Source organism: Candidatus Sungiibacteriota bacterium, assembly GCA_016432465.1.
Taxonomy (GTDB): domain Bacteria; phylum Patescibacteriota; class Minisyncoccia; order Sungbacterales; family HO2-52-23.
Genome location: CP066690.1, coordinates 887,021 through 905,268, shown reverse-complemented (window position 1 = coordinate 905,268; position 18,248 = coordinate 887,021). Strand labels below are relative to the sequence as shown.

At 46.4% G+C, this 18,248-nt stretch carries 17 protein-coding genes; 12 read left to right on the top strand and 5 right to left on the bottom strand.

The window, feature by feature from the left end; genetic code table 11:
• Positions 1 to 719 precede the first annotated feature (719 nt).
• The 9 genes from HYW89_04865 to HYW89_04825 all read left to right on the top strand — a co-directional run bounded on the left by HYW89_04865 (position 720) and on the right by HYW89_04825 (position 9,967).
• Complete coding sequence (locus HYW89_04865; protein ID QQG45298.1) at positions 720 to 1,538, top strand: serine protease; 819 nt, start codon at positions 720 to 722, stop codon at positions 1,536 to 1,538.
• A gap of 155 nt (positions 1,539 to 1,693) precedes the next feature.
• Positions 1,694 to 2,068 (top strand): hypothetical protein, encoded by a 375-nt coding sequence (locus HYW89_04860; GenBank protein ID QQG45297.1) that lies wholly within the window; start codon positions 1,694 to 1,696, stop codon positions 2,066 to 2,068.
• Positions 2,069 to 2,166: 98 nt separating this feature from the next.
• Positions 2,167 to 2,553, top strand: a complete 387-nt coding sequence (locus HYW89_04855) for a hypothetical protein (protein ID QQG45296.1) — start codon at positions 2,167 to 2,169, stop codon at positions 2,551 to 2,553.
• A gap of 328 nt (positions 2,554 to 2,881) precedes the next feature.
• Positions 2,882 to 3,040: a hypothetical protein gene (locus HYW89_04850; GenBank protein QQG45295.1), complete on the top strand. Its 159-nt coding sequence runs from the start codon at positions 2,882 to 2,884 to the stop codon at positions 3,038 to 3,040.
• A gap of 177 nt (positions 3,041 to 3,217) precedes the next feature.
• Entirely contained in the window at positions 3,218 to 4,795 is a 1,578-nt protein-coding gene (locus HYW89_04845; protein QQG45294.1) for a D-aminoacylase, read from the top strand.
• A gap of 2 nt (positions 4,796 to 4,797) precedes the next feature.
• On the top strand, positions 4,798 to 6,291 hold the full coding sequence (murD, locus tag HYW89_04840; protein QQG45293.1) for a UDP-N-acetylmuramoyl-L-alanine--D-glutamate ligase: 1,494 nt from the start codon (positions 4,798 to 4,800) through the stop codon (positions 6,289 to 6,291).
• Positions 6,272 to 7,360: a putative lipid II flippase FtsW gene (gene ftsW / locus HYW89_04835; protein ID QQG45292.1), complete on the top strand. Its 1,089-nt coding sequence runs from the start codon at positions 6,272 to 6,274 to the stop codon at positions 7,358 to 7,360. Before murD ends, ftsW begins: the two co-directional genes overlap by 20 nt.
• A gap of 47 nt (positions 7,361 to 7,407) precedes the next feature.
• On the top strand, positions 7,408 to 8,526 hold the full coding sequence (locus HYW89_04830; protein QQG45291.1) for a UDP-N-acetylglucosamine--N-acetylmuramyl-(pentapeptide) pyrophosphoryl-undecaprenol N-acetylglucosamine transferase: 1,119 nt from the start codon (positions 7,408 to 7,410) through the stop codon (positions 8,524 to 8,526).
• A 1-nt stretch (position 8,527) separates the two neighbouring features.
• Complete coding sequence (locus HYW89_04825) at positions 8,528 to 9,967, top strand: glutamate--tRNA ligase (protein QQG45290.1); 1,440 nt, start codon at positions 8,528 to 8,530, stop codon at positions 9,965 to 9,967.
• Positions 9,968 to 10,392: 425 nt separating this feature from the next.
• On the opposite strand, the gene HYW89_04820 is transcribed toward HYW89_04825, so the two are convergent.
• The gene (locus HYW89_04820; protein QQG45289.1) at positions 10,393 to 11,055 is read right to left on the bottom strand and encodes a hypothetical protein; all 663 of its coding nucleotides are present in this window, start codon (positions 11,053 to 11,055) and stop codon (positions 10,393 to 10,395) included.
• Positions 11,056 to 11,135: 80 nt separating this feature from the next.
• Here HYW89_04820 and HYW89_04815 point away from each other — a divergent pair, with 80 nt between their 5' ends.
• Together HYW89_04815 and HYW89_04810 are read left to right on the top strand one after the other, a co-directional pair.
• A complete protein-coding gene (locus HYW89_04815; GenBank protein QQG45288.1) occupies positions 11,136 to 12,398 on the top strand; it encodes a peptidoglycan DD-metalloendopeptidase family protein in 1,263 nt (420 codons plus the stop codon).
• A complete protein-coding gene (locus HYW89_04810; protein QQG45287.1) occupies positions 12,395 to 12,787 on the top strand; it encodes a hypothetical protein in 393 nt (130 codons plus the stop codon). The genes HYW89_04815 and HYW89_04810 overlap by 4 nt, the downstream gene beginning before the upstream one ends.
• A 237-nt stretch (positions 12,788 to 13,024) precedes the next feature.
• On the opposite strand, the gene HYW89_04805 is transcribed toward HYW89_04810, so the two are convergent.
• From HYW89_04805 to HYW89_04795, 3 genes are all read right to left on the bottom strand, one after another.
• Entirely contained in the window at positions 13,025 to 13,957 is a 933-nt protein-coding gene (locus HYW89_04805) for a tyrosine-type recombinase/integrase (protein ID QQG45286.1), read from the bottom strand.
• A 435-nt stretch (positions 13,958 to 14,392) separates the two neighbouring features.
• A complete protein-coding gene (locus HYW89_04800; GenBank protein ID QQG45285.1) occupies positions 14,393 to 15,184 on the bottom strand; it encodes a hypothetical protein in 792 nt (263 codons plus the stop codon).
• A gap of 62 nt (positions 15,185 to 15,246) precedes the next feature.
• The gene (locus HYW89_04795; GenBank protein QQG45284.1) at positions 15,247 to 15,843 is read right to left on the bottom strand and encodes a hypothetical protein; all 597 of its coding nucleotides are present in this window, start codon (positions 15,841 to 15,843) and stop codon (positions 15,247 to 15,249) included.
• 49 nt (positions 15,844 to 15,892) lie between these two features.
• Between HYW89_04795 and HYW89_04790 the strand changes: the two genes are divergently transcribed.
• Complete coding sequence (locus tag HYW89_04790) at positions 15,893 to 17,113, top strand: PD-(D/E)XK nuclease family protein (protein ID QQG45283.1); 1,221 nt, start codon at positions 15,893 to 15,895, stop codon at positions 17,111 to 17,113.
• On the opposite strand, the gene HYW89_04785 is transcribed toward HYW89_04790, so the two are convergent.
• A complete protein-coding gene (locus HYW89_04785; protein ID QQG45282.1) occupies positions 17,110 to 18,225 on the bottom strand; it encodes an AAA family ATPase in 1,116 nt (371 codons plus the stop codon). The genes HYW89_04790 and HYW89_04785 overlap by 4 nt on opposite strands.
• Between the last annotated feature and the right edge of the window lie 23 nt (positions 18,226 to 18,248).

The window sequence follows — 18,248 nt, the reverse complement described above, 5'->3', positions numbered from 1 at the left end:
TTAATTAAGGAGAGAGCCACAAACGGCAGTGGTTAAAAGCCGTAAATTTAAAGATTAAACTTGACGAAAACAGGCTCTCTCCGAGAGCCTGTTTTCGTTCCTCTTCCCGATGTCAGGAGGATCCGCCTACGCCTAAAGCTTTGGCGCCCGTCCTCCGCAGTAGCTGTCGTTACAGCTACGGAGGATGGAGATGACATCGGAGAGAGAAGGATGAGGAGGAGGGTGCAAATATCGTGGCTGGACTACAGGAGTAATCTTTACGCTTAATATAATTTCACTTTCCAAGTGCAATCATATAACAAACTTTTGTAAAGATCAATCCTCTGTCTGGTCACAAACTATATTTGCAGACTAGGAGGGGGCGGTACGGAAAAATAAAACTTGCCTACTAACTTTAGAGGCGTCAGTTCCGTCAAACCGTCAATACTTCAAAACTCTTCTTCATCCTTCTCTCAAAAATAATAAAAGGTCGATTTAATAATTTAAAACTTAAAACTATGGAACTTCTTGCCGCAGTTATCGTAACCATTTTCATTGTGGCGGCAGTCACTGCCCCTTAATACGGGATACGTGACTGTTCCTCAATTGAGTTCCGAACTCTGGAGTCATTATAATAATGTTCGGGTTTCAGTTGAGGAATAAAAAAGATCCTCAAAAAGATCTTTTCAGGCAGGCATAGTGCCTGCATAAGAGCTCCCGAGGGAGCAAGGAGGCGTGTCATGGTAGGTAGGCGGATCGCACTGCTCATCGCCGTTTTAGTCGGCGTGGCAGGGTGCGCAACCCTGCCTGCCGGAAACGCCCTACGGTCCAGCACGTACGACTACAACAACGTGCTGCTGGACCGCCGGGAGATGTCCATTGAGCGGATCGTCGAGTCGATGGTCGCCATCCGGACCGTGGCCGAGTTCCGGCGGGAGGATGGCGGGCTGCTCCAGCGGGACATGGAGGGGACGGGGGTCGTGCTGCTCGGCAAGTACATCCTAACCCTGAACCACGTGGCCTCCATCAAGCAGATCGAGCACCGCACCCCCTTTGGGACCCTGGTTGAGCCGGCAACGAAAGTTGCTGAGCTCACGACGCTCCAGTGGAATGGAAAAGAGGTCCCGCTGGAGCGGGCGCTGGTGGATGAGGGGGAGGACGTGCTGATCTTCCGGGTGCCGGACCGCGTCAGGCTGCCGTCCTTCCCGTACCGGATCGGCAACAGCGATGACCTGCGGCTGGGGAACTTCGTGTACGTGATCGGCAACCCGATGAACTCCGGGATCAACGTGCGCGAGGGGATCGTGTCGAACCTCCGGCCGCCCGGGATGCTGGGCACGATCGCGCGCCTGGGGAGCATCTTCATGGTCTCCAACGGGCTGAACCCGGGGGACAGCGGGACGCCGGTGGTGGCCCTGCGCGACGGGCAGTTTGAGCTGGTGGGCCTGGCCCAGGGCACGATCATGAACTCCCAGCGCATGGGCTGGGCGGTCAAGATCAACACGATCCTGGGGCTGATCCACGCGATGGAGGCTCGGGAAGGGGCCTCCAAGAAGTAACAGGTGGCTGGTCCGGCCTTTGCCGGATCAGCCCCTCCACCAAGTTTTTCAAAATTATTTTGGAAAATTGGGTGGAGGGAAACTTCCAAGTTCTTAAACTGAAAGATACTTACTATAGAGGTCCGACCTCTATAGTAAAGGGGGGAGAATAAACCATGAAAACGGATCTCCGTCCGGTGCTGGAGCTGGTAAATAAGCTCCGGGCTGCCTTTGGACATCCGGAGCTGGACGCACTTCCGCGAGGCATCCGCGGGAAAATCGCGGACTGTCCGCTAGCGCGGTCCATCGCCGGTCTGGTGCCGGGGCACCAGACAACGGTTGGCGATAAACATTTTTTCATAAAGGGAGGCACTGCGGCGGACCGCAGGCTGCTCGCGGAGCGGATTTCAGAGATCATAGGGGTCAACTTCACGGTTGACCCAGACATGGTGTGTTTGGTCCTCCCTACGATCTGGGAGGAATTCGTCCCGCGTTTTGACCGGGGAGGATACCCCGAACTGGTTGAAGACGAGGAAGATCCGGGCGAGTAAGCAAGTGATTTGCTGATGCGCCCGAGCCAAATTCTTGGCTAGGGTGCAAAAAACCGAAACGCCACCCTTAACGGTGGCAGAAAAGAAGGAGAAAGGGCATGAGCAACAAGATAAACTCATGGCTATCGCTGATTATCGTCGTCCTGATCATCGCCGGCATCGTGCTCTCGTTGGGCTGGACAGCCCAGCACAGCAAGCAGGTGACGACCGAGAAAAAGCTCGTTGAGGTTCAGGACGAGCTTGCGGTCGCAAACGCTATGCTGGCCACCGGCCCCAATGGGGATTTGTCGGTGGCGGCTCTCGACAAGGACGCGGTTTTCGTCGCCGGTCTGGGACCATTCAGCGCCCAGACCCTTACCAGAGAATTCAGAATGGAAGGAACCGGGGCCTATCTCCGGGTCTACCGGAGAAGTACAAACTCCTCCAACTGGATCCTCATCTTGGATCGCGAGGCAGCCAGAAATGGCTGCAAGCGCGGCGACTAAACCATCGTGGGTGGTCTGGCCACTACCAGACCACCCCTCACCTAAGTTTTTTAGAAACACTTTTAGAAAACTTGGTTGAGGAATAGCCTCAAAGTTCTTTAGCATATTGCGACGCAGCCTTTGGATTAGAAATATTTATGGTTCAAATGCTGCGTCGAATGGGTCGGCGCAGAAAAACAAAAAAGGGGGAGTCTATTATGAAGAATTGGAGGTCATCGTTGGCTGCCATCATTCTTATGGCGACCGCCATTACGGTTTTTTTTCTGCTGTCTGCCCTCCTATACTGGGCCTTCCCGTAAAGGCCCTCAGCCCACCAGGGGAGGATTAAATGGCAACATTTAACCCCCCTTCCACCAAGTTTTTCAAAATTATTTTGGAAAATTGGGTGGAGGGAAACTTCCAGGTTCTTAAACTGAAAAATGTCAAACATCGAATGTTTGACAAGAATCAGCTGGTTCCCTTTTTAAGCGGGACGGGAGCTTGGTAACTGCGACTTGTCGCAGTGCCAAGTTGAGAAACTCTCTCCTCCCCGTCCCACTTAAGGAGGGAAAACCAAAATCCAGCGAGTATCACTCGGTGGATTTTGATTTTGCCGAGTCAAACTCGGTCTTCCCGAGTCAAACTCGGCTTTGCTTCAAGCCGATTTTCTTCGTACAATAAAATCATGGCCTATGATATTCTCATCAAATCCGGCACGATAATTGACGGTTCTGGCAACATGCCTCTTGTGACTGACTTAGCCATAAACGGAGATACCATTGAAGAAATGGGGTCGCTGGGAGGCGTAAATGCAACGACAATCATTGACGCTTCCGGAAAATACGTAACGCCGGGATTTATTGATATTACCAATCATTCCGATACCCGCCTCACTCTTTTTAAATATCCGCTGCTGGAATCGCTGGTAATGCAGGGGATAACCACAATCATTGGCGGTAATTGCGGCACTTCTCTTGCTCCGCTTGGAACACCAGCGGCTGTAGACGCCATTAAAAAATGGGCCGATCTTTCCGAAGTAAGCGTTGATTGGGCCACCATGGACGAATTTCTTTCAACTGTGAATAAATTACATCCGGGGATTAACTTCGGAACATTAATTGGCTATGGCACGTTAAGACGTGGCGTGTTGGGGGATGAGATGCGCTTATTAAATCTTGAAGAACGCGAAAAACTAAAACAGCATCTTTTGCGTGAGGGGATAAAGGAGGGGGCTTTTGGACTGTCCTTGGGCCTCGCCTACGGACACGAGCGGCTATCTACAACCGAGGAGATAGTTGACATAGCACGGATAGTTGCGCAAGAGAACGGCCTGATAAAAATTCATTTGAGATCCGAGGGAAAAGAAATTCTGGCGAGCGTTAATGAGGCCATACGCATAGGCCGCGAAGCAGGGGTCTCCGTTCAAATAAGCCATCTGAAAGCCATCGGTAAAAAATCGTGGCCCTTTCTACCAAAAACGCTGGAACTCATAGAAAAAGCCCGCGCAACAGGAGTAGACATAAATTTTGACGTCTCACCTTACCCCACTACCGGTTCTCCGCTCTATCTTTTGCTTCCGCCCTGGACGCGCGACGGAGGATTCACTAAGCTTTTTGAAAGAATCAAGGACCCGATCATCAAAAGACGTATTATAGAAGAATTAAAAACCCACACGCTTCACTATGATAAAATTCTTATAACTTCTGCCCGCACTAAAACCGCGGTGGGACATACTCTGGCGGAGCTGGCAGAGGAGGGCGGAACATCTACGGAAGATACTTTATTGAATATATTGCTGGCCAACGACGGACGCGTTGGTATTGTCGGCCGGACTGTCTCTCAAAGAAATACTGAACTGGAAGTGCGGGACAAAAGTTCTTTTATCGCCAGCGACGGCGTTGGCTACAAACAGGAGGAGTATAAGTCCGGCAACCTTATCCACCCAAGATCCTTTGGGGCCTTCCCGCACTTTTGGCATCGCTTCGTAAAAGAACTGACCGTCCTATCACCGGAAGAGGCCATACAAAAAATTACCTACGGACCGGCAAAAAAAATGGGTATTAAACAGCGCGGCCTGATAAAAAGCGGGAACTTTGCCGATATTGTCGTATTTGACCCAAAACTGCTTAAAGATAGAGCAAGCTACCGCAACCCCTATCGGTATCCTGCCGGAATAGAGTGGGTTATAATAAACGGTGAGGTTGCGGTTGAAGAAGGCAGATTTATGGACGCACGAGCGGGCAGAGTTTTAAGAAAAACATAAAAATGTCAGAGTCAAAATTTACGAACTTTAAAAATAAATCCCCCCACCTTCCCAGCGGGGTATTGGACCCCGCGGGAAGGATTTCTACGACACCCATTCATCCCCGCAGCAAGGGAAGTCTGACTTCCCAAGCTGCGGGTATTCTGGGAAGGTGGGGGGATAAAAGAGTGCTGGTAATGGGTTTGGGCCTGCATGACGGGGGAGTGGGAACGGTTAAGTTTTTGGCTCGGGCCGGAGCACAAGTTACAGTAACCGATCTTAGGCCGCGCCGGATCCTAACCCCGGCCTTGGATAAACTCCGTGGACTTAAAAACGTCCGTTATATATTGGGGAAACATCGGAAAAAAGATTTTATAGGCCACGATTTAATAGTTAAAAACCCCGGGGTACAGCCCAATTCTCCGTACCTAAAACTGGCCAAGAAGCACCGCATACCCATAACAAGTGATATGGGACTTTTCTTTGGCGCCTGTCCGGCGAAAATCATTGGCATTACCGGAACCCGCGGAAAATCAACCACGGCCCATCTTATCTGGAAATTCTTAAAAACGGGGTTTGCGCGTGTTTACCTTGGCGGCAATATCAGAAAGTCGGTACTGGATTTTTTGCCGCATTTAAAAAGGAACGATCTGGTAGTTCTTGAACTCTCAAGTTTTCAGCTAAAGGACTTGGCCCGGCAAAAAAAGAGTCCACACATTGCTGTTCTCACTAACATCTTCCGAGACCACCTCAACTGGCATAGGGGCTTCAGGGATTATTTACAATCCAAAAGTATAATCTTTAAATTTCAGGGCAAAAAAGATTACCTCTTTGCCAATACGAAAGACAAAATAGTACGGGGACTCGCAAAAAGCGCTCATTCGCATGTTGTATTCCCGAGACTCCCAAAACACCTTCGCCTTATTGTTGATAAAAAACTCGGCAGTCAATTTAGAGAGTCAACGGCTCTGGCAATTGCCGTAGCTAGACATTTTAAAATAAGTCCAAGCAGAATTGAAAAGATTTTACGCTCTTTCCGCGGGCTTCCGGGAAGACAAAAGCATATAGGCAGGGTCAAGGGCATAAATTTTATAAACGACACCACGTCCACCATACCCGAAGCAGCCATGGCGGCTATTAAACGGTTCCGCATGCGCGCCCCAAGGCCACGTAAACTTATTCTCATTGCCGGCGGATCAGATAAAAAACTTGATTTTCATGGATTGGCGGCAATGATCAAAAAGAACGCGGATATAGTCATTTTTCTGCCGGGTACGGCAACAGATAAAATCGTTCAACTTATCAAGGTCAAAACTTGGCACCAAGGTTTAACCCCGATGGAGGCAAAGTCTATGTCGGATGCGGTAAGAAAAGCTTACCGGCTGGCTCAATACGGAGATTATATTGTTTTAAGTCCCGGGGCGGCGAGTTTTGGCTTATTTTTAAATGAGTTTGACAGAGGCGATCAATTTGTAAAAGAAGTACAAAAATTAAAACATGACGGGAAGCGCCGATAAACCATTATTTTATACAACAATTGCTCTTTTGACAGGCGGTCTTTTAGTGCTGGCTTCGGCTTCCATGGTAATCTCGCAGAAAAATTTCGGAACCGCCAGTTATTATACCCTGCGTCAGCTCTTATATGGCGCGGGGGTAGGGACTCTTGCCCTCTTGGTTTTCTCCCATCTGCCTTACCGGACATGGAAAAAACTGGCTCTGCCTTTAATGACTGTCTCTTTCCTGCTTCTTGCGCTTCTTTTTATGCCGGAGCTGTCCTATTCCTCCGGAGGAGCACGGAGATGGCTCATGGTAGGATTTCTAAGTTTCCAGCCCTCGGAAATTTTGAAATTGGCTTTTATTGTTTATCTAGCCAGCTGGTTAGATGCGCGTCGTGATGAGCTTAAAAGCGTATCTTACGGCCTCATACCTTTTGCTTTGATGTTAGCGATTGTCGGAGTTTTTTTGGTGATGCAACCTGACATTGGCACGCTGGGCGTCATTGTTGCCACTGCTTTTATCTTATACTTTCTCGGGGGAGGAAGATCCGCACAGATCGCCAGCCTCTCCGTGTTTGGATTGATACTGTTTTACCTGCTTGTGCAACTCACGCCTTATCGAATGGCGCGAATTTTGGTATTTTTAAATCCGGGGCTAGATCCTAAAGGAATCGGCTACCAAATAAATCAGGCCTTGATTGCTATAGGTTCCGGGGGTTTTTGGGGCTTGGGATTTGGAAAGGGGCTGCAAAAATATAATTACCTTCCGGAACCCATCGGCGATTCGGTCTTTGCAATTTTTGCGGAAGAAATGGGTTTTTTAGGTTCGGTGCTATTGATTGCTTTACTTACTTTATTTCTCTGGCGCGGGCTTTTGATTGCCAAACGTGCCCCCGATATTTTTGGCAAACTTCTGGCGGCGGGACTTTCCATCGGCATAATGGTGCAAGCATTTATAAACATGGCTGCTATATCAGGACTCCTGCCCCTTACTGGTATTCCGTTGCCTTTTCTAAGCTACGGGGGCACGTCGCTGGCAATCACTTTAGCGAGCGTCGGCATATTACTTAACATTTCAAAATACACATAAGTCTTAACGCCACTTATTTTATTCACTAAATATACACTTCTAACGAGATGCGCATACTATTCACAGGCGGCGGCACCGGAGGACATTTTTTCCCCATCCTTGCCGTTATCAGGGAACTTAAAATAATAGCCGAAGAGGAACGGATACTGGATCTGGAACTATATTATATGGGGCCGGATGATTTTGGCCGCGACAGTTTAAAAGAGGAAGGGGTGGTATCAATCAACATCACCACCGGCAAAATACGGCATTATTTTTCTTTGGCTAATTTCACGGATATTTTTAAAACCATACTGGGGACCTGGCAGGCCGTATGGAACGTGTTTTTACTGATGCCGGATATTATTTTCTCCAAGGGCGGCTACGGCGCACTGCCAGCGGTTATAGCCGCGGCCATTTTTAGAATACCATTGATAATTCATGAATCGGACGCCGTGCCGGGGAAAGTAAATCTTTTTTCGCAAAGATTTGCCAAGCGCATAGGAATTGCTTTTGCTTCATCCGCAGCGTTTTTCCCCAAAGAAAAAATTGCGCTGGTCGGCATACCAATCCGCAAACGAATTTTGGGAGGATCGTTGGAGGAAGCCCGGGAGCATTTTAGCATTTTCTCGCAGTTTCCGGTGGTTGGATTTATTGGCGCCTCGCAGGGAGCGCAAAAACTGAACGATGCGACTCTTGGGGTTTTAAAAGAGCTAACGGATGAGTTTGAAATTGTGCATCAGACCGGTCCCAAAAACATTGCGGACATAAAAGGAGAAACAAGTGTAATACTTGAATCCGGCCATAAGGAACGTTATCATCCGCTGGGCTTTCTAAATGAGACCGAGATGCGCGACTTTTATCTGGTGTCAAACCTTATTGTCTCTAGGGCAGGAGCGTCATCTATTTTTGAAATAGCCGCTTGGGGCAAACCGTCCATTCTGGTCCCGCTGGAAAATGCGGCGCAAGACCATCAGCGCAAAAATGCCTACGAATATGCCGCCAGCGGAGCCTGTGTGGTTATTGAGCAGGCTAATTTAACGCCGCACGTTCTTTTGGCTGAAATTAAAAAGGTTCTGGGAAACCCAGAACTCATGCGCAAGATGTCTGCATCGGCGCAAAGATTTTCCAGAATTGACTCGGCGGAACTTATTGCGCGGGAGATTTTAAAATTGGGGATTCATTAATATGGAAATCCGCACCAGATACGCACCCTCACCCACAGGACCACTGCATTTAGGCGGGGCGCGAACCGCGCTTTTTAACTATTTATTCGCAAAAAAGAGCGGAGGAAAATATATATTGCGTATTGAAGACACGGATCTGGAACGCTCCGACAAAAAATATGAAAAGGATATTTTTGAGAGTTTTGAATGGCTGGGAATAAAAGCGGATGAAGGCCCGGAAACCGGCGGGCCTTACGGTCCTTATAGGCAGGGTGAACGGATTGATACCTATAAAAACTATATAGAGAAGCTCTTGGCCCGGGGAGCGGCGTTTTATTGTTTCCACTCGGAAAGGGAACTGGAAGAAGAAAAAGAAAAGCTGCTGGCCGCCAAAAAGCCTTCTCTGCATTTATGCGAGTACCACGCCATGGACCCCAAAGAAACAAAACTGCTCACCGAGACTAAATCAAATTATATTATCCGTTTTAAAACCCCGGCTGGAAGGAAACTTGTTTTTAAAGACCTTATTCGCGGAGAGCTTTCGTTTGACTCCGATCTTTTGGGCGATTTTTCTATTGCCAAACGTCCGGACGTGCCGCTTTATAATTTTGCCGTGGTGGTGGATGATTTTGAGATGAAAATATCACACGTAATCCGCGGCGAAGATCATATTTCCAATACACCAAAACAACTCCTTATGGTTGAGGCGCTCGGATTTGATCTACCGCAATACGCTCATCTGCCCCTAATTCTTGGGCCCGATCGTTCCAAACTATCCAAAAGGCACGGCGCTTCATCAGTGGGAGAGTACCGCAAGGCAGGATATTTGCCAGAGGCGCTTTTTAACTTTATGGCGCTTTTGGGGTGGAACCCCGGAGACGAACGAGAAGTTCTGTCCCGGGAAGATTTGATAAAAGAGTTTTCTTTGGAAAAAGTACAGAAATCAGGGGCAATTTTTGACATCAATAAGCTTGAGTGGATGAATGGTGAATATATCCGAAAACTTTCCTTGAAAGAATTGGCCGAGCGCGCCAAACCGTTTTTCCATAAAAATAAAAAACTAAAAAGCTATCTTGAAAAAATACTTGCCCTTGAACAGCCGCGCCTAAAAAAATTATCAGAGATAAAGGAGAAGACGGATTATTTTTTCAGAGCGCCAGAGTACGATAGGGGACTGTTGAGATGGAAAGATATGACAGACGAGGAAATTGCCGCTTCCCTTGACAAATCAATTGAACTATTGCAATCTCCACGATTGAAGTCGAACTTCAATCAAAAAGAGCTTGAAAAAGCGTTTATAGAAGAAATCGTGGCAGGGGATAAGGGCCGGTTGCTTTGGCCCCTTCGTGTCGCCCTGACCGGCAAAAAGGCCTCTCCGGGACCATTTGATATTATGGAGATTTTGGGTGGGGAGGAAGCCCTCAAGAGACTCAAAGCCGCAAAAGAAAAATTACGAGGTTGAGCCTCGTAATTACTACCACCTCTTGAGTACTCTCGCAAGAACAATGGGCTGCGGTTTATATTCGCAACCACGGAAACGAACAATTTCCTGCTTTATATGGGATTCAACCCATGAAAGTGCTGCCCCATCAGCACATAATTCAGCTACATTTCCGACTACAAATGGATGTTCCTCTTCACGTGGCACGACTTCGTAACACGTCTCGTCGGGATCCGTATCTATATCTTCAACGCGAGGATGCCTGCATCTCAATAAATATTCGTATTCGTGCATTTCTACTCCCAAGCGATGGTCTATAAGTCATTCTTACTGGTAGCACCCCCTTTAAAAGCTGTCAAGTATTGGTAGAATAAGGGTGTGGGTACTCGTTTTTGGGGCAAATTTTGTGTAAAAAATTACGAGGTTCAACCTCGTAATTACAAAATTTAGTCTCTAAGACGCTGGCCGTTTATTGCGTTCGGACTTATAAGAATCTCAAGATAGAAAATATCGCTGGGCCGTTTTGGGTAAAGTCTACTGTAGGAACCGTATTCACCCCTACCCTTGGAAGCAATCTCTACACCACCTTCTAAAGTAACCGGGCCCAACGTGTGAAAAAGCTGGTCCTCTAGATTGTCTACTCTCCATAAAAGTGTTATAGATGCCGTAACTTCTATCACTGGAAGAGTATTGATAGAACCATCTTCATTACGATCAACATCAAAAATCATGTTTTCGTAAAACAAGATAAACTTGTAGGTTACCTCTTTCTTTATTTGTTGACCGCGCTCATGAAAATAGGTCGTTTTCTTTTGGGCAGACTGCAACATGCAGTTTTTGAGTTCAATTCTGAAATAATTACTGGGCTCACTGTTTTTACTGGTCAGCCTTCTACTTACCAATTCATACCACGTATCATTGCCGTCCTTACGTTTCTCTAATACGAAATCTAACTTTTGCACAAGCTCTCGTAGATTACATTCAGAGGTTATTACCTCGTCAACGTACGTGGGCAGAATACGAATTCCGGTCTCGGCAGCAAGAGCATTAGGAACAACAGCAGTCCCTAATATTGCCAAGAGGCCAACAATAACAGACCAACGCTTCATCTATGTATCCTCCTTTTTAGAGTACCTATATCTTCATAGCACCCCCTTTAAAAGCTGTCAAGTATTGGTAGAATAAGGGTGTGGGTACTCGTTTTTGGGGCAAATTTTGGCTTATGGGGGCGATCGGCGCCATCGCCTTATTTGGTTTTTTTAATTCGGGACAAGCCTCAACCGTTGAAGAGCTGCAAAAGAATATTGAGCAGAAAAATCAGGAAATTAAAAAACTTGAAGAGGAAGCCAAAAAATACCGCGATGAAATTGTAACTCAAAAACGCGCCCAAACAACCCTTAAGGGAGAACTTAGCCGAATTGAAAATAACATTAAAAAGCTGAGGGGAGACATTGTTTTAACCGAACGAAAAATACAAAGGGCCGGCTTAGAAATTGACACCCTGAAGCTTGAAATCCGGGAAAAGGAAATAGCCGTAAATAAACTTAAGCAGGGGCTGGGAGGACTGATACAAATCATATCGGAAAGTGAGCAGCAATCTCTTCTGGAAATTCTGGTACGAAACAGTCTGCTTTCTGATTTTTTCCGACAGCTTGACTATGCGGCGTTGACTGAAAAAAAGATTTTAGGATCGCTGGATGATCTGCGCGTTCTACAAAAGGAACTTACCATCAAAAAGGCGCAGGCCGAAGACAAAAAAGACGAGCTGGAAAATTTGCAGGATTCGCTGCAAGACCGTAAAAAGATTCAAGACAGTGTAAAGCGCGACAAAGACCAGCTCCTAAAGGAAACCAAAAATCAGGAGACGCGGTATCAAGCCCTGTTGCGGGAGACCGAACGAAAAGAAGAAGAAATTCTGCGGGAGATGGAAGAACTGGAAAACGAATTAAGAAAGCGGGTTGACCCCGAGTCCCTGCCGCAGAGGCGCGAGAGATTTCTGCTCTGGCCGGCCGAAGGACTTCTTTCGCAGGAATATGGCGAAACTCCGTTCACACGAGGACGCGGACGCGATTTTTATAAATTCCATAACGGTATTGATATAAGCGCGTCAGTCGGCACGCCCATACTTGCCGCCGATAGCGGCATGGTGCTCGCAGTAGGGGATACTGACCGCTACTGCCGCAGAGGAGCTTACGGAAAATATATAGTGCTTGACCACAAAAACAACTTAGCTACTATGTATGCCCATATGTCGCTTATAAAAGTAACGACTGGCCAGGAAGTCAAAAGGGGTGATATAATAGGATATATGGGCAGTACTGGGTTATCCACAGGCCCGCACCTTCACTTTACGCTCTACGACGCCCGGACAGTGGAAATACGCTTAGGGCCCAAAGGAACCTGCGGATTACTGCCCTTTGGAGGTTCTATCAACCCACTCTTATACTTATGAAACCAAAAAAGAGTAAAAATAATCTTTTGTATATTTGGTCGCTGGCAATGTTGCTTGCGCTTACGCCCTTTGCAAGTTTCGGAATAGAGGAGACCAAAAAAGAATTTGCCGCAACCGTAAATGAACTTCTTGACCCCAATAAATGGTTTGAGCTTTTTAAAAAAAATATAACCATCCCCATTTCTCCCAATGAACAAATTGAGATTCCGACACCGGAAGAAGCGCTAAAAAAATCTTCTCCGCAACTTAAAGAAGTTAGCAGGGGAGTGAAGGAAGAAACCGGTATTGATCTTGCCAAATTTATCGGCTGGTCGGCTAAAGTATTAAAAGTTTTTTTTCAGGTGATTGTGGATTTACTGGAACAGGTGTCAAAGGCATTGGGAGAATAACTTCATAATTTCTAATTTGAACTTCTCGGCAGCAAGGGAAGTCTGACTTCCCAAGCTGCCGAGATTCTATTTGTAGAACCCCGTCACCAATTTTGCGAGATCGTGGGAGGCGAAGCGCTTCGTCCATCGAGGGATGGCCTATTCGGCCACGCGCTTCGCTTGACTTCTTGTCTTCCTGCCTATGGCGGGTACATGCTGTATAATCTGGCAAAATTGGTAAGGGGTTGCGCGTCAAAACTATTTTAAAGGATGAAATCTCTTGTGTGTATTCTCGGCATACTTGTCAGAAGCGTGTACATAACGAGTAGTGGTCTGGAGAGACTCATGACCAAGCAAAATCTGAATAGCGGCAGGATTAGCCCCTTGTTCAGCCAGATACGTGGCAAAGCCGTGCCGCAATGAATGCGCGGAAGTAGGGACATTAATTTCCAGGCGCCCACGATATTGTTTTATCTTCATCTGCAGATAATTTGACGATATACGGGTGGCAGACTTTCCTGCGTTGCGGCCGCGATAGGGGATAAATAATGCCGGGTGGCTATCGTTACGCACCGATAAGTACCCCCAAATATGTTTTTTGGCGCGGTCGGTCAAATATACGAATCGCTCTTTTTTGCCCTTGCCGCGAATAAAAATTCTGCCAGTTTTATCTATCTGATCTCTATTTAATGAAATTAGCTCGGAGATACGCATACCTGTTGCAAAAAGAGTCTCCAGCATGGCTCGATTTCTAAACGCTATTTCTGTTATCTTTTCAAATTTGGTAGGGGATTCAATCAGCTGTACCAACGCTTCAAATTCAGCAACCCGCGGATGCTTTTTAGGTGTTTTAACTAATTTTACAGCTTCGGGCGCAAGAGGGACCTTAAGGTCAACCTCAACCAGATATTTGAGATATCTACGGAGACTGGACAAGGCGCGATTTATAGAGCCGGCTGAGAGTTTTATAGCGTTTTTCTCACCCCGTGCTGTTCGTCGGTCACGAGAAGATAAATAGGCCTTGTATAGTTCAACGGTTCGCTTGGACGTCTTTTGGAAGGGAGTTTGTGTATCGTCCTTAAGAAACCGCTCAAATACTTTTAAATCCCGTTCATAATTATACAGAGTTTCTGGAGAGTAATTATTGGTTTTTATTGATAGAAGAAAGTCATCTAGATAGGGAAGTGACATAAGTCTTGGACATCCCCATTGTTCAGTCTTTGCTCTAAAACAAAACTGAGCAGTAGGGATATTATACTCAGTTTATTATAATAAAATCATAAACACCAAACATACTTATCCACAGTCCCCTAACTAAAAAACCGATAGGTGATTTCCTATCGGTTCTGTGCATGCCTAGCATCAATAAAATCCTGGCATTTGTTGCAAAGTATCTGATCCTTACTTCTTCTCCAGAGCGAAACATGTCTCCGCATTCCGCGCACTTTCTGTGTTTACTTAAAATCTGTACTCCAAGTTCCCAAACAAACCACATAAAAATACCGAGGACTAAAGCGCTAATTGTACCCGTGGTAAAAGAGGTCGGAGTAAAATTGGTTTTCAGGAGAAACAGACTCTCCAAAGAGATAAAAATCAGTATACCAAAAGATAACGCAACCCAATTCACTAGAAAAATATCTCTTCTTTCACTTCTTTCTCGCTAAAACCCGCTGTGGTGAAAAGCCAGCCACGTGGCTTATCGGCCCTTGATTTTTTGTTGCCCAAAACCTGCACCATACCTTCATTACCACAAAGGTAACAAACAGTTCTCCGATTAGCTTCAATGAAAAGGTTACGAAACAGCTCAGGCATAATAGCATTTACTCTACCGGTTTGACCAAGCCAACCATGATTACGTTCTTCTTGGGGACGGCTAACCGTAGGTACATAAAAGATCCAGCCTTTGTCATGATACTGACGCAGTTCATCCAAATACCCAAACTCATCCTGATAACTTGCGCCCTGTAGTATAAACCAACCCCATCCTCTCGGCGGCCAGTAACGGTGATAGTAACCGCCATGACGATAGGTACGAATCATACTGACATAGGGCGCAACACCAGTTACTGTCGCTACCATAACTTGCGTATCATAACTTTCATCAAGTACGAACGCTCCTTTGGCTTTTGGCCAAAAAGAAATCGTATCCCCTACTTTAAGTTTCCAGATGCGTGGGGTCAGGGACTTTTCGGTTCGGAATTTTTCCGGTACAAGCTCAAAGAAAAGTTCAAGATACGACTCATGCGGTGCTGATACAATAGAGTAAGGTCGCGCCGTGCCATCAATCTCCAAAGTGCAGTATTGGCCGGGTATAAACTGCAAAGGGTACGCAAGCGCAAATTTCATAATCATTAGATCCGGAGTAAGATCACGACGTTCAATAACCTGTCCTTGCAGATATTCTTTGGGGCTCGCCATCTGCATGCTCCTTTCCTTAGGCTGACTTATATTCTAACACGGGGGTTGCAACAAAGTCAAGATTAAAATTGCGAAAGCCAGTCTACAAAAAGTTTCATCGCCGATTTTTCTCTTATTGTTCTCCATTTTTCATATTCGGCCTCAGACATTTCGGCCAGAGTTTTGGATTCATTTTTGGGAATAAAAATAGTGGCCAGCTGGGACCAGTGCTGATCGGGGCGGAAATCCCCTCTTTGCTCTTCGGCCAAAGTCCCCGGTATCTCCGCTTCAAAACAGATGGGCCTGCGGGTAAGTTTAGGGTCAAGAAAAGCAAGACATTCCGTAAAACGACAGCTGCGTGTTTTTACACCACACATGAGTTTCAGAAAAGCCTCAACGCCCAAAGTCGTATTTTTGAGTATGTGATTAACCATTGCTCCGGGAAAACCGTCAAGCGCATCAATATAAAAGCCGGCATCAAGCGCAATTACGCCTGTTTTAGTAATAAATTTTTGTGCATATCCTACTTTGGCAAGAGCAATTTCTTTAACATTCTCACCGCGAGGCTCAGGCACATCAAATGGTATGGTAAGAACTCCCCAATTAGGAAGCCGTTCCAGCTCACGTTTAAGCGAATTAACCTTACTCTCTCTTTGGGTGGCAAAGTAAAGGTGGCGCATACCCAACCTCCTTGTTTTCAAAAAACTCTCAAGCTATAGTTTATATAACATGCGCACTTCCTACTCCGCAATAGAAACATATCTACAGTGCCCACAAAAATACAAACTTCAGGAAATTGACCGGATACGGGTTCCTAAATCGCGGGAAGCGCTTTTTGGCACGCTCATTCACGATACGCTGAAATTTATGTTTTCACGCGATCCCCTCTTCCCTACCCTGGATGAGGTGACGGCCTATTTTCGAGAGCACTGGCCAGCGCGTGAAGTTTTTGAAAAAGAGGCAGGACATGATCCGCTAAAGAGATCGTGGTCGGATGAAGAAGAAAAAATTTATTTTGAAAGCGGCGTCCGAATGCTCAAAAAATTTTACGAGAAAAATGCGCCGTGGAACTATATGGTGCTTGATCTTGAATCTCGTTTTGAAGTAGTGCTGGCTGACAATAAAACCGGAGAGTCCCATATCTTGGCGGGGAAAATAGACCGTGTAGATAAACTCTCCGACGGTCAGTACGAAATAATTGACTATAAAACCTCCAAGCGCATGCCTTCTCAGGAGATGCTTAACCGCGACCTGCAACTTTCATTATATTCTCTGGGGCTGCAAAAACGCTGGCCGCATATAAATGCGGAGGATATAAAACTAAGCCTATATTTCTTAAAACACGGCGAAAAACTCTCCACCAAAGCTACGACTGAAACTACAGAGAAGACAAAAAATCATATTTTGAAAACAATAGGTGAGATTCAAGGACGCCTTAGCTCCGGAAAAGAATTTGAACCAATGCCTGGGCCACTTTGCGACTGGTGCGGGTATAAACCTATGTGTCCGGCTTGGCGGCATCTTTACCGCAACAAACAACAAAAAACCGACAACATACAAACGATTTTAAAAGAGTACTTTGAGCTGAAAAAGGCCTCTCAACAAAATGAAAACCGGATTGAAGAGCTGCAAAAACAGATCAAAACCTACATGGCGAGCAGCGGTTTAACACGCGTCTTTGGGGAAGAAGGCGTACTCTCTCAAAAAACTGTACAGCGTTATGATTATGATTGGACAAAAATCCGGGAGCTCCTCTCCCCTCTTGGAAAATGGGGAGAAATCTTGAAGGCGGACGAAGTAAAACTTCGCCGCGTGCTAAAAGAAATCCCGGAAGAAATACGGCTTGCGGTTGAGAATAGCCGCACGGTTTCCAAAGAATACGTGGTTCTTACGGCATCTTACCAGAAAATCAAAAAACCGGAAGACAATCTTCCGGTGGAACAATTTTAACTTGGCCTTCGCGCCAATTCTCTATTAGAAAAACTGGTATCCTGTGTTATCTCCGTTATTACCTTCAAGAAAGGGGGAATATCTATTTTATCATTTTCCTCTGTTAGCTCAATCTCTAATATGGTTAAGCCCGCTAGTCGTTTTGGTTTTTCAAAAATATCAAGCTCAAAATACTGGCCTCTCCACAAAAAACAGTAGCGGCGTTTCTCAATTACGTCAAACGCTGAATCGCATGCTTCCCTAGAAAGTCGCAAGTATTCCAGAGGCCCTATTTCTTTTTCGGTTTCGGCACGAACACCGGGCTTAATTTCGCGCTTTTCAGTTTGATAATAGACAAAATGGCCTTCCTGCCCGCGCTTGCGAATCCGGCGTATCAGATCGGTTTCGCTCTTGAGGTACCTCTGTTCAATAAAAACACCTACAACTTTGATGCCGGAGGTTATGATATTGGAAATATTGGGTGATTCCACTAAAAAGCGTCGTTCTATCTCCAGCGGTGCCGGTATTCCTATGACGCGGCAAATAGCAGCAAGGAGCCGACGCATTTTGCCTTCAAAATCAGTAGAATTATCAACAACCCTTAAATGCTGGTGGCCAACCCATACCTCCTGGGTCAGACGGTCTGCAACCCGGGCCTCTTCCGGAGTTTCTCTACGGGCCGGATTATTGACGGTGGTATAAAAAGCCTCGGCGCCGTCTGCCGCCGTAACAAGATGGAAAACACCCTTATAGCGCGCCAGAAACCTGGCAACATTCCAGCCCATACTCTCAACCAAGGCCGCAAATTCTCCAGCATCCATATAAGCCCCACAATCCATAACACCACGGTCACAAATCACAAGACGTTTGGGACTGGGTAAAAGGCCTGCCCAGTGGCGATACCTGTTTTCGTTCTCTATTTGGCGTTCAATTATCTGCTTCTGAAAGTTAAAAACACCCACACCCGAGGGACCATGAATTCTTACTCCGCTCATAAAAAGTTCGGTGGCGGCTTCCGGCACTATAATTACACCATAGCCGTAATCGGAAAGTTTTTCGGCAACATAGTTTTTACCTGTAGTTTTTCCGGCACAAGGACCACCAGTCAGACCTATAGTGTCTACATCCTGCATCCTTCCTCCCAAAAATAAAGGTA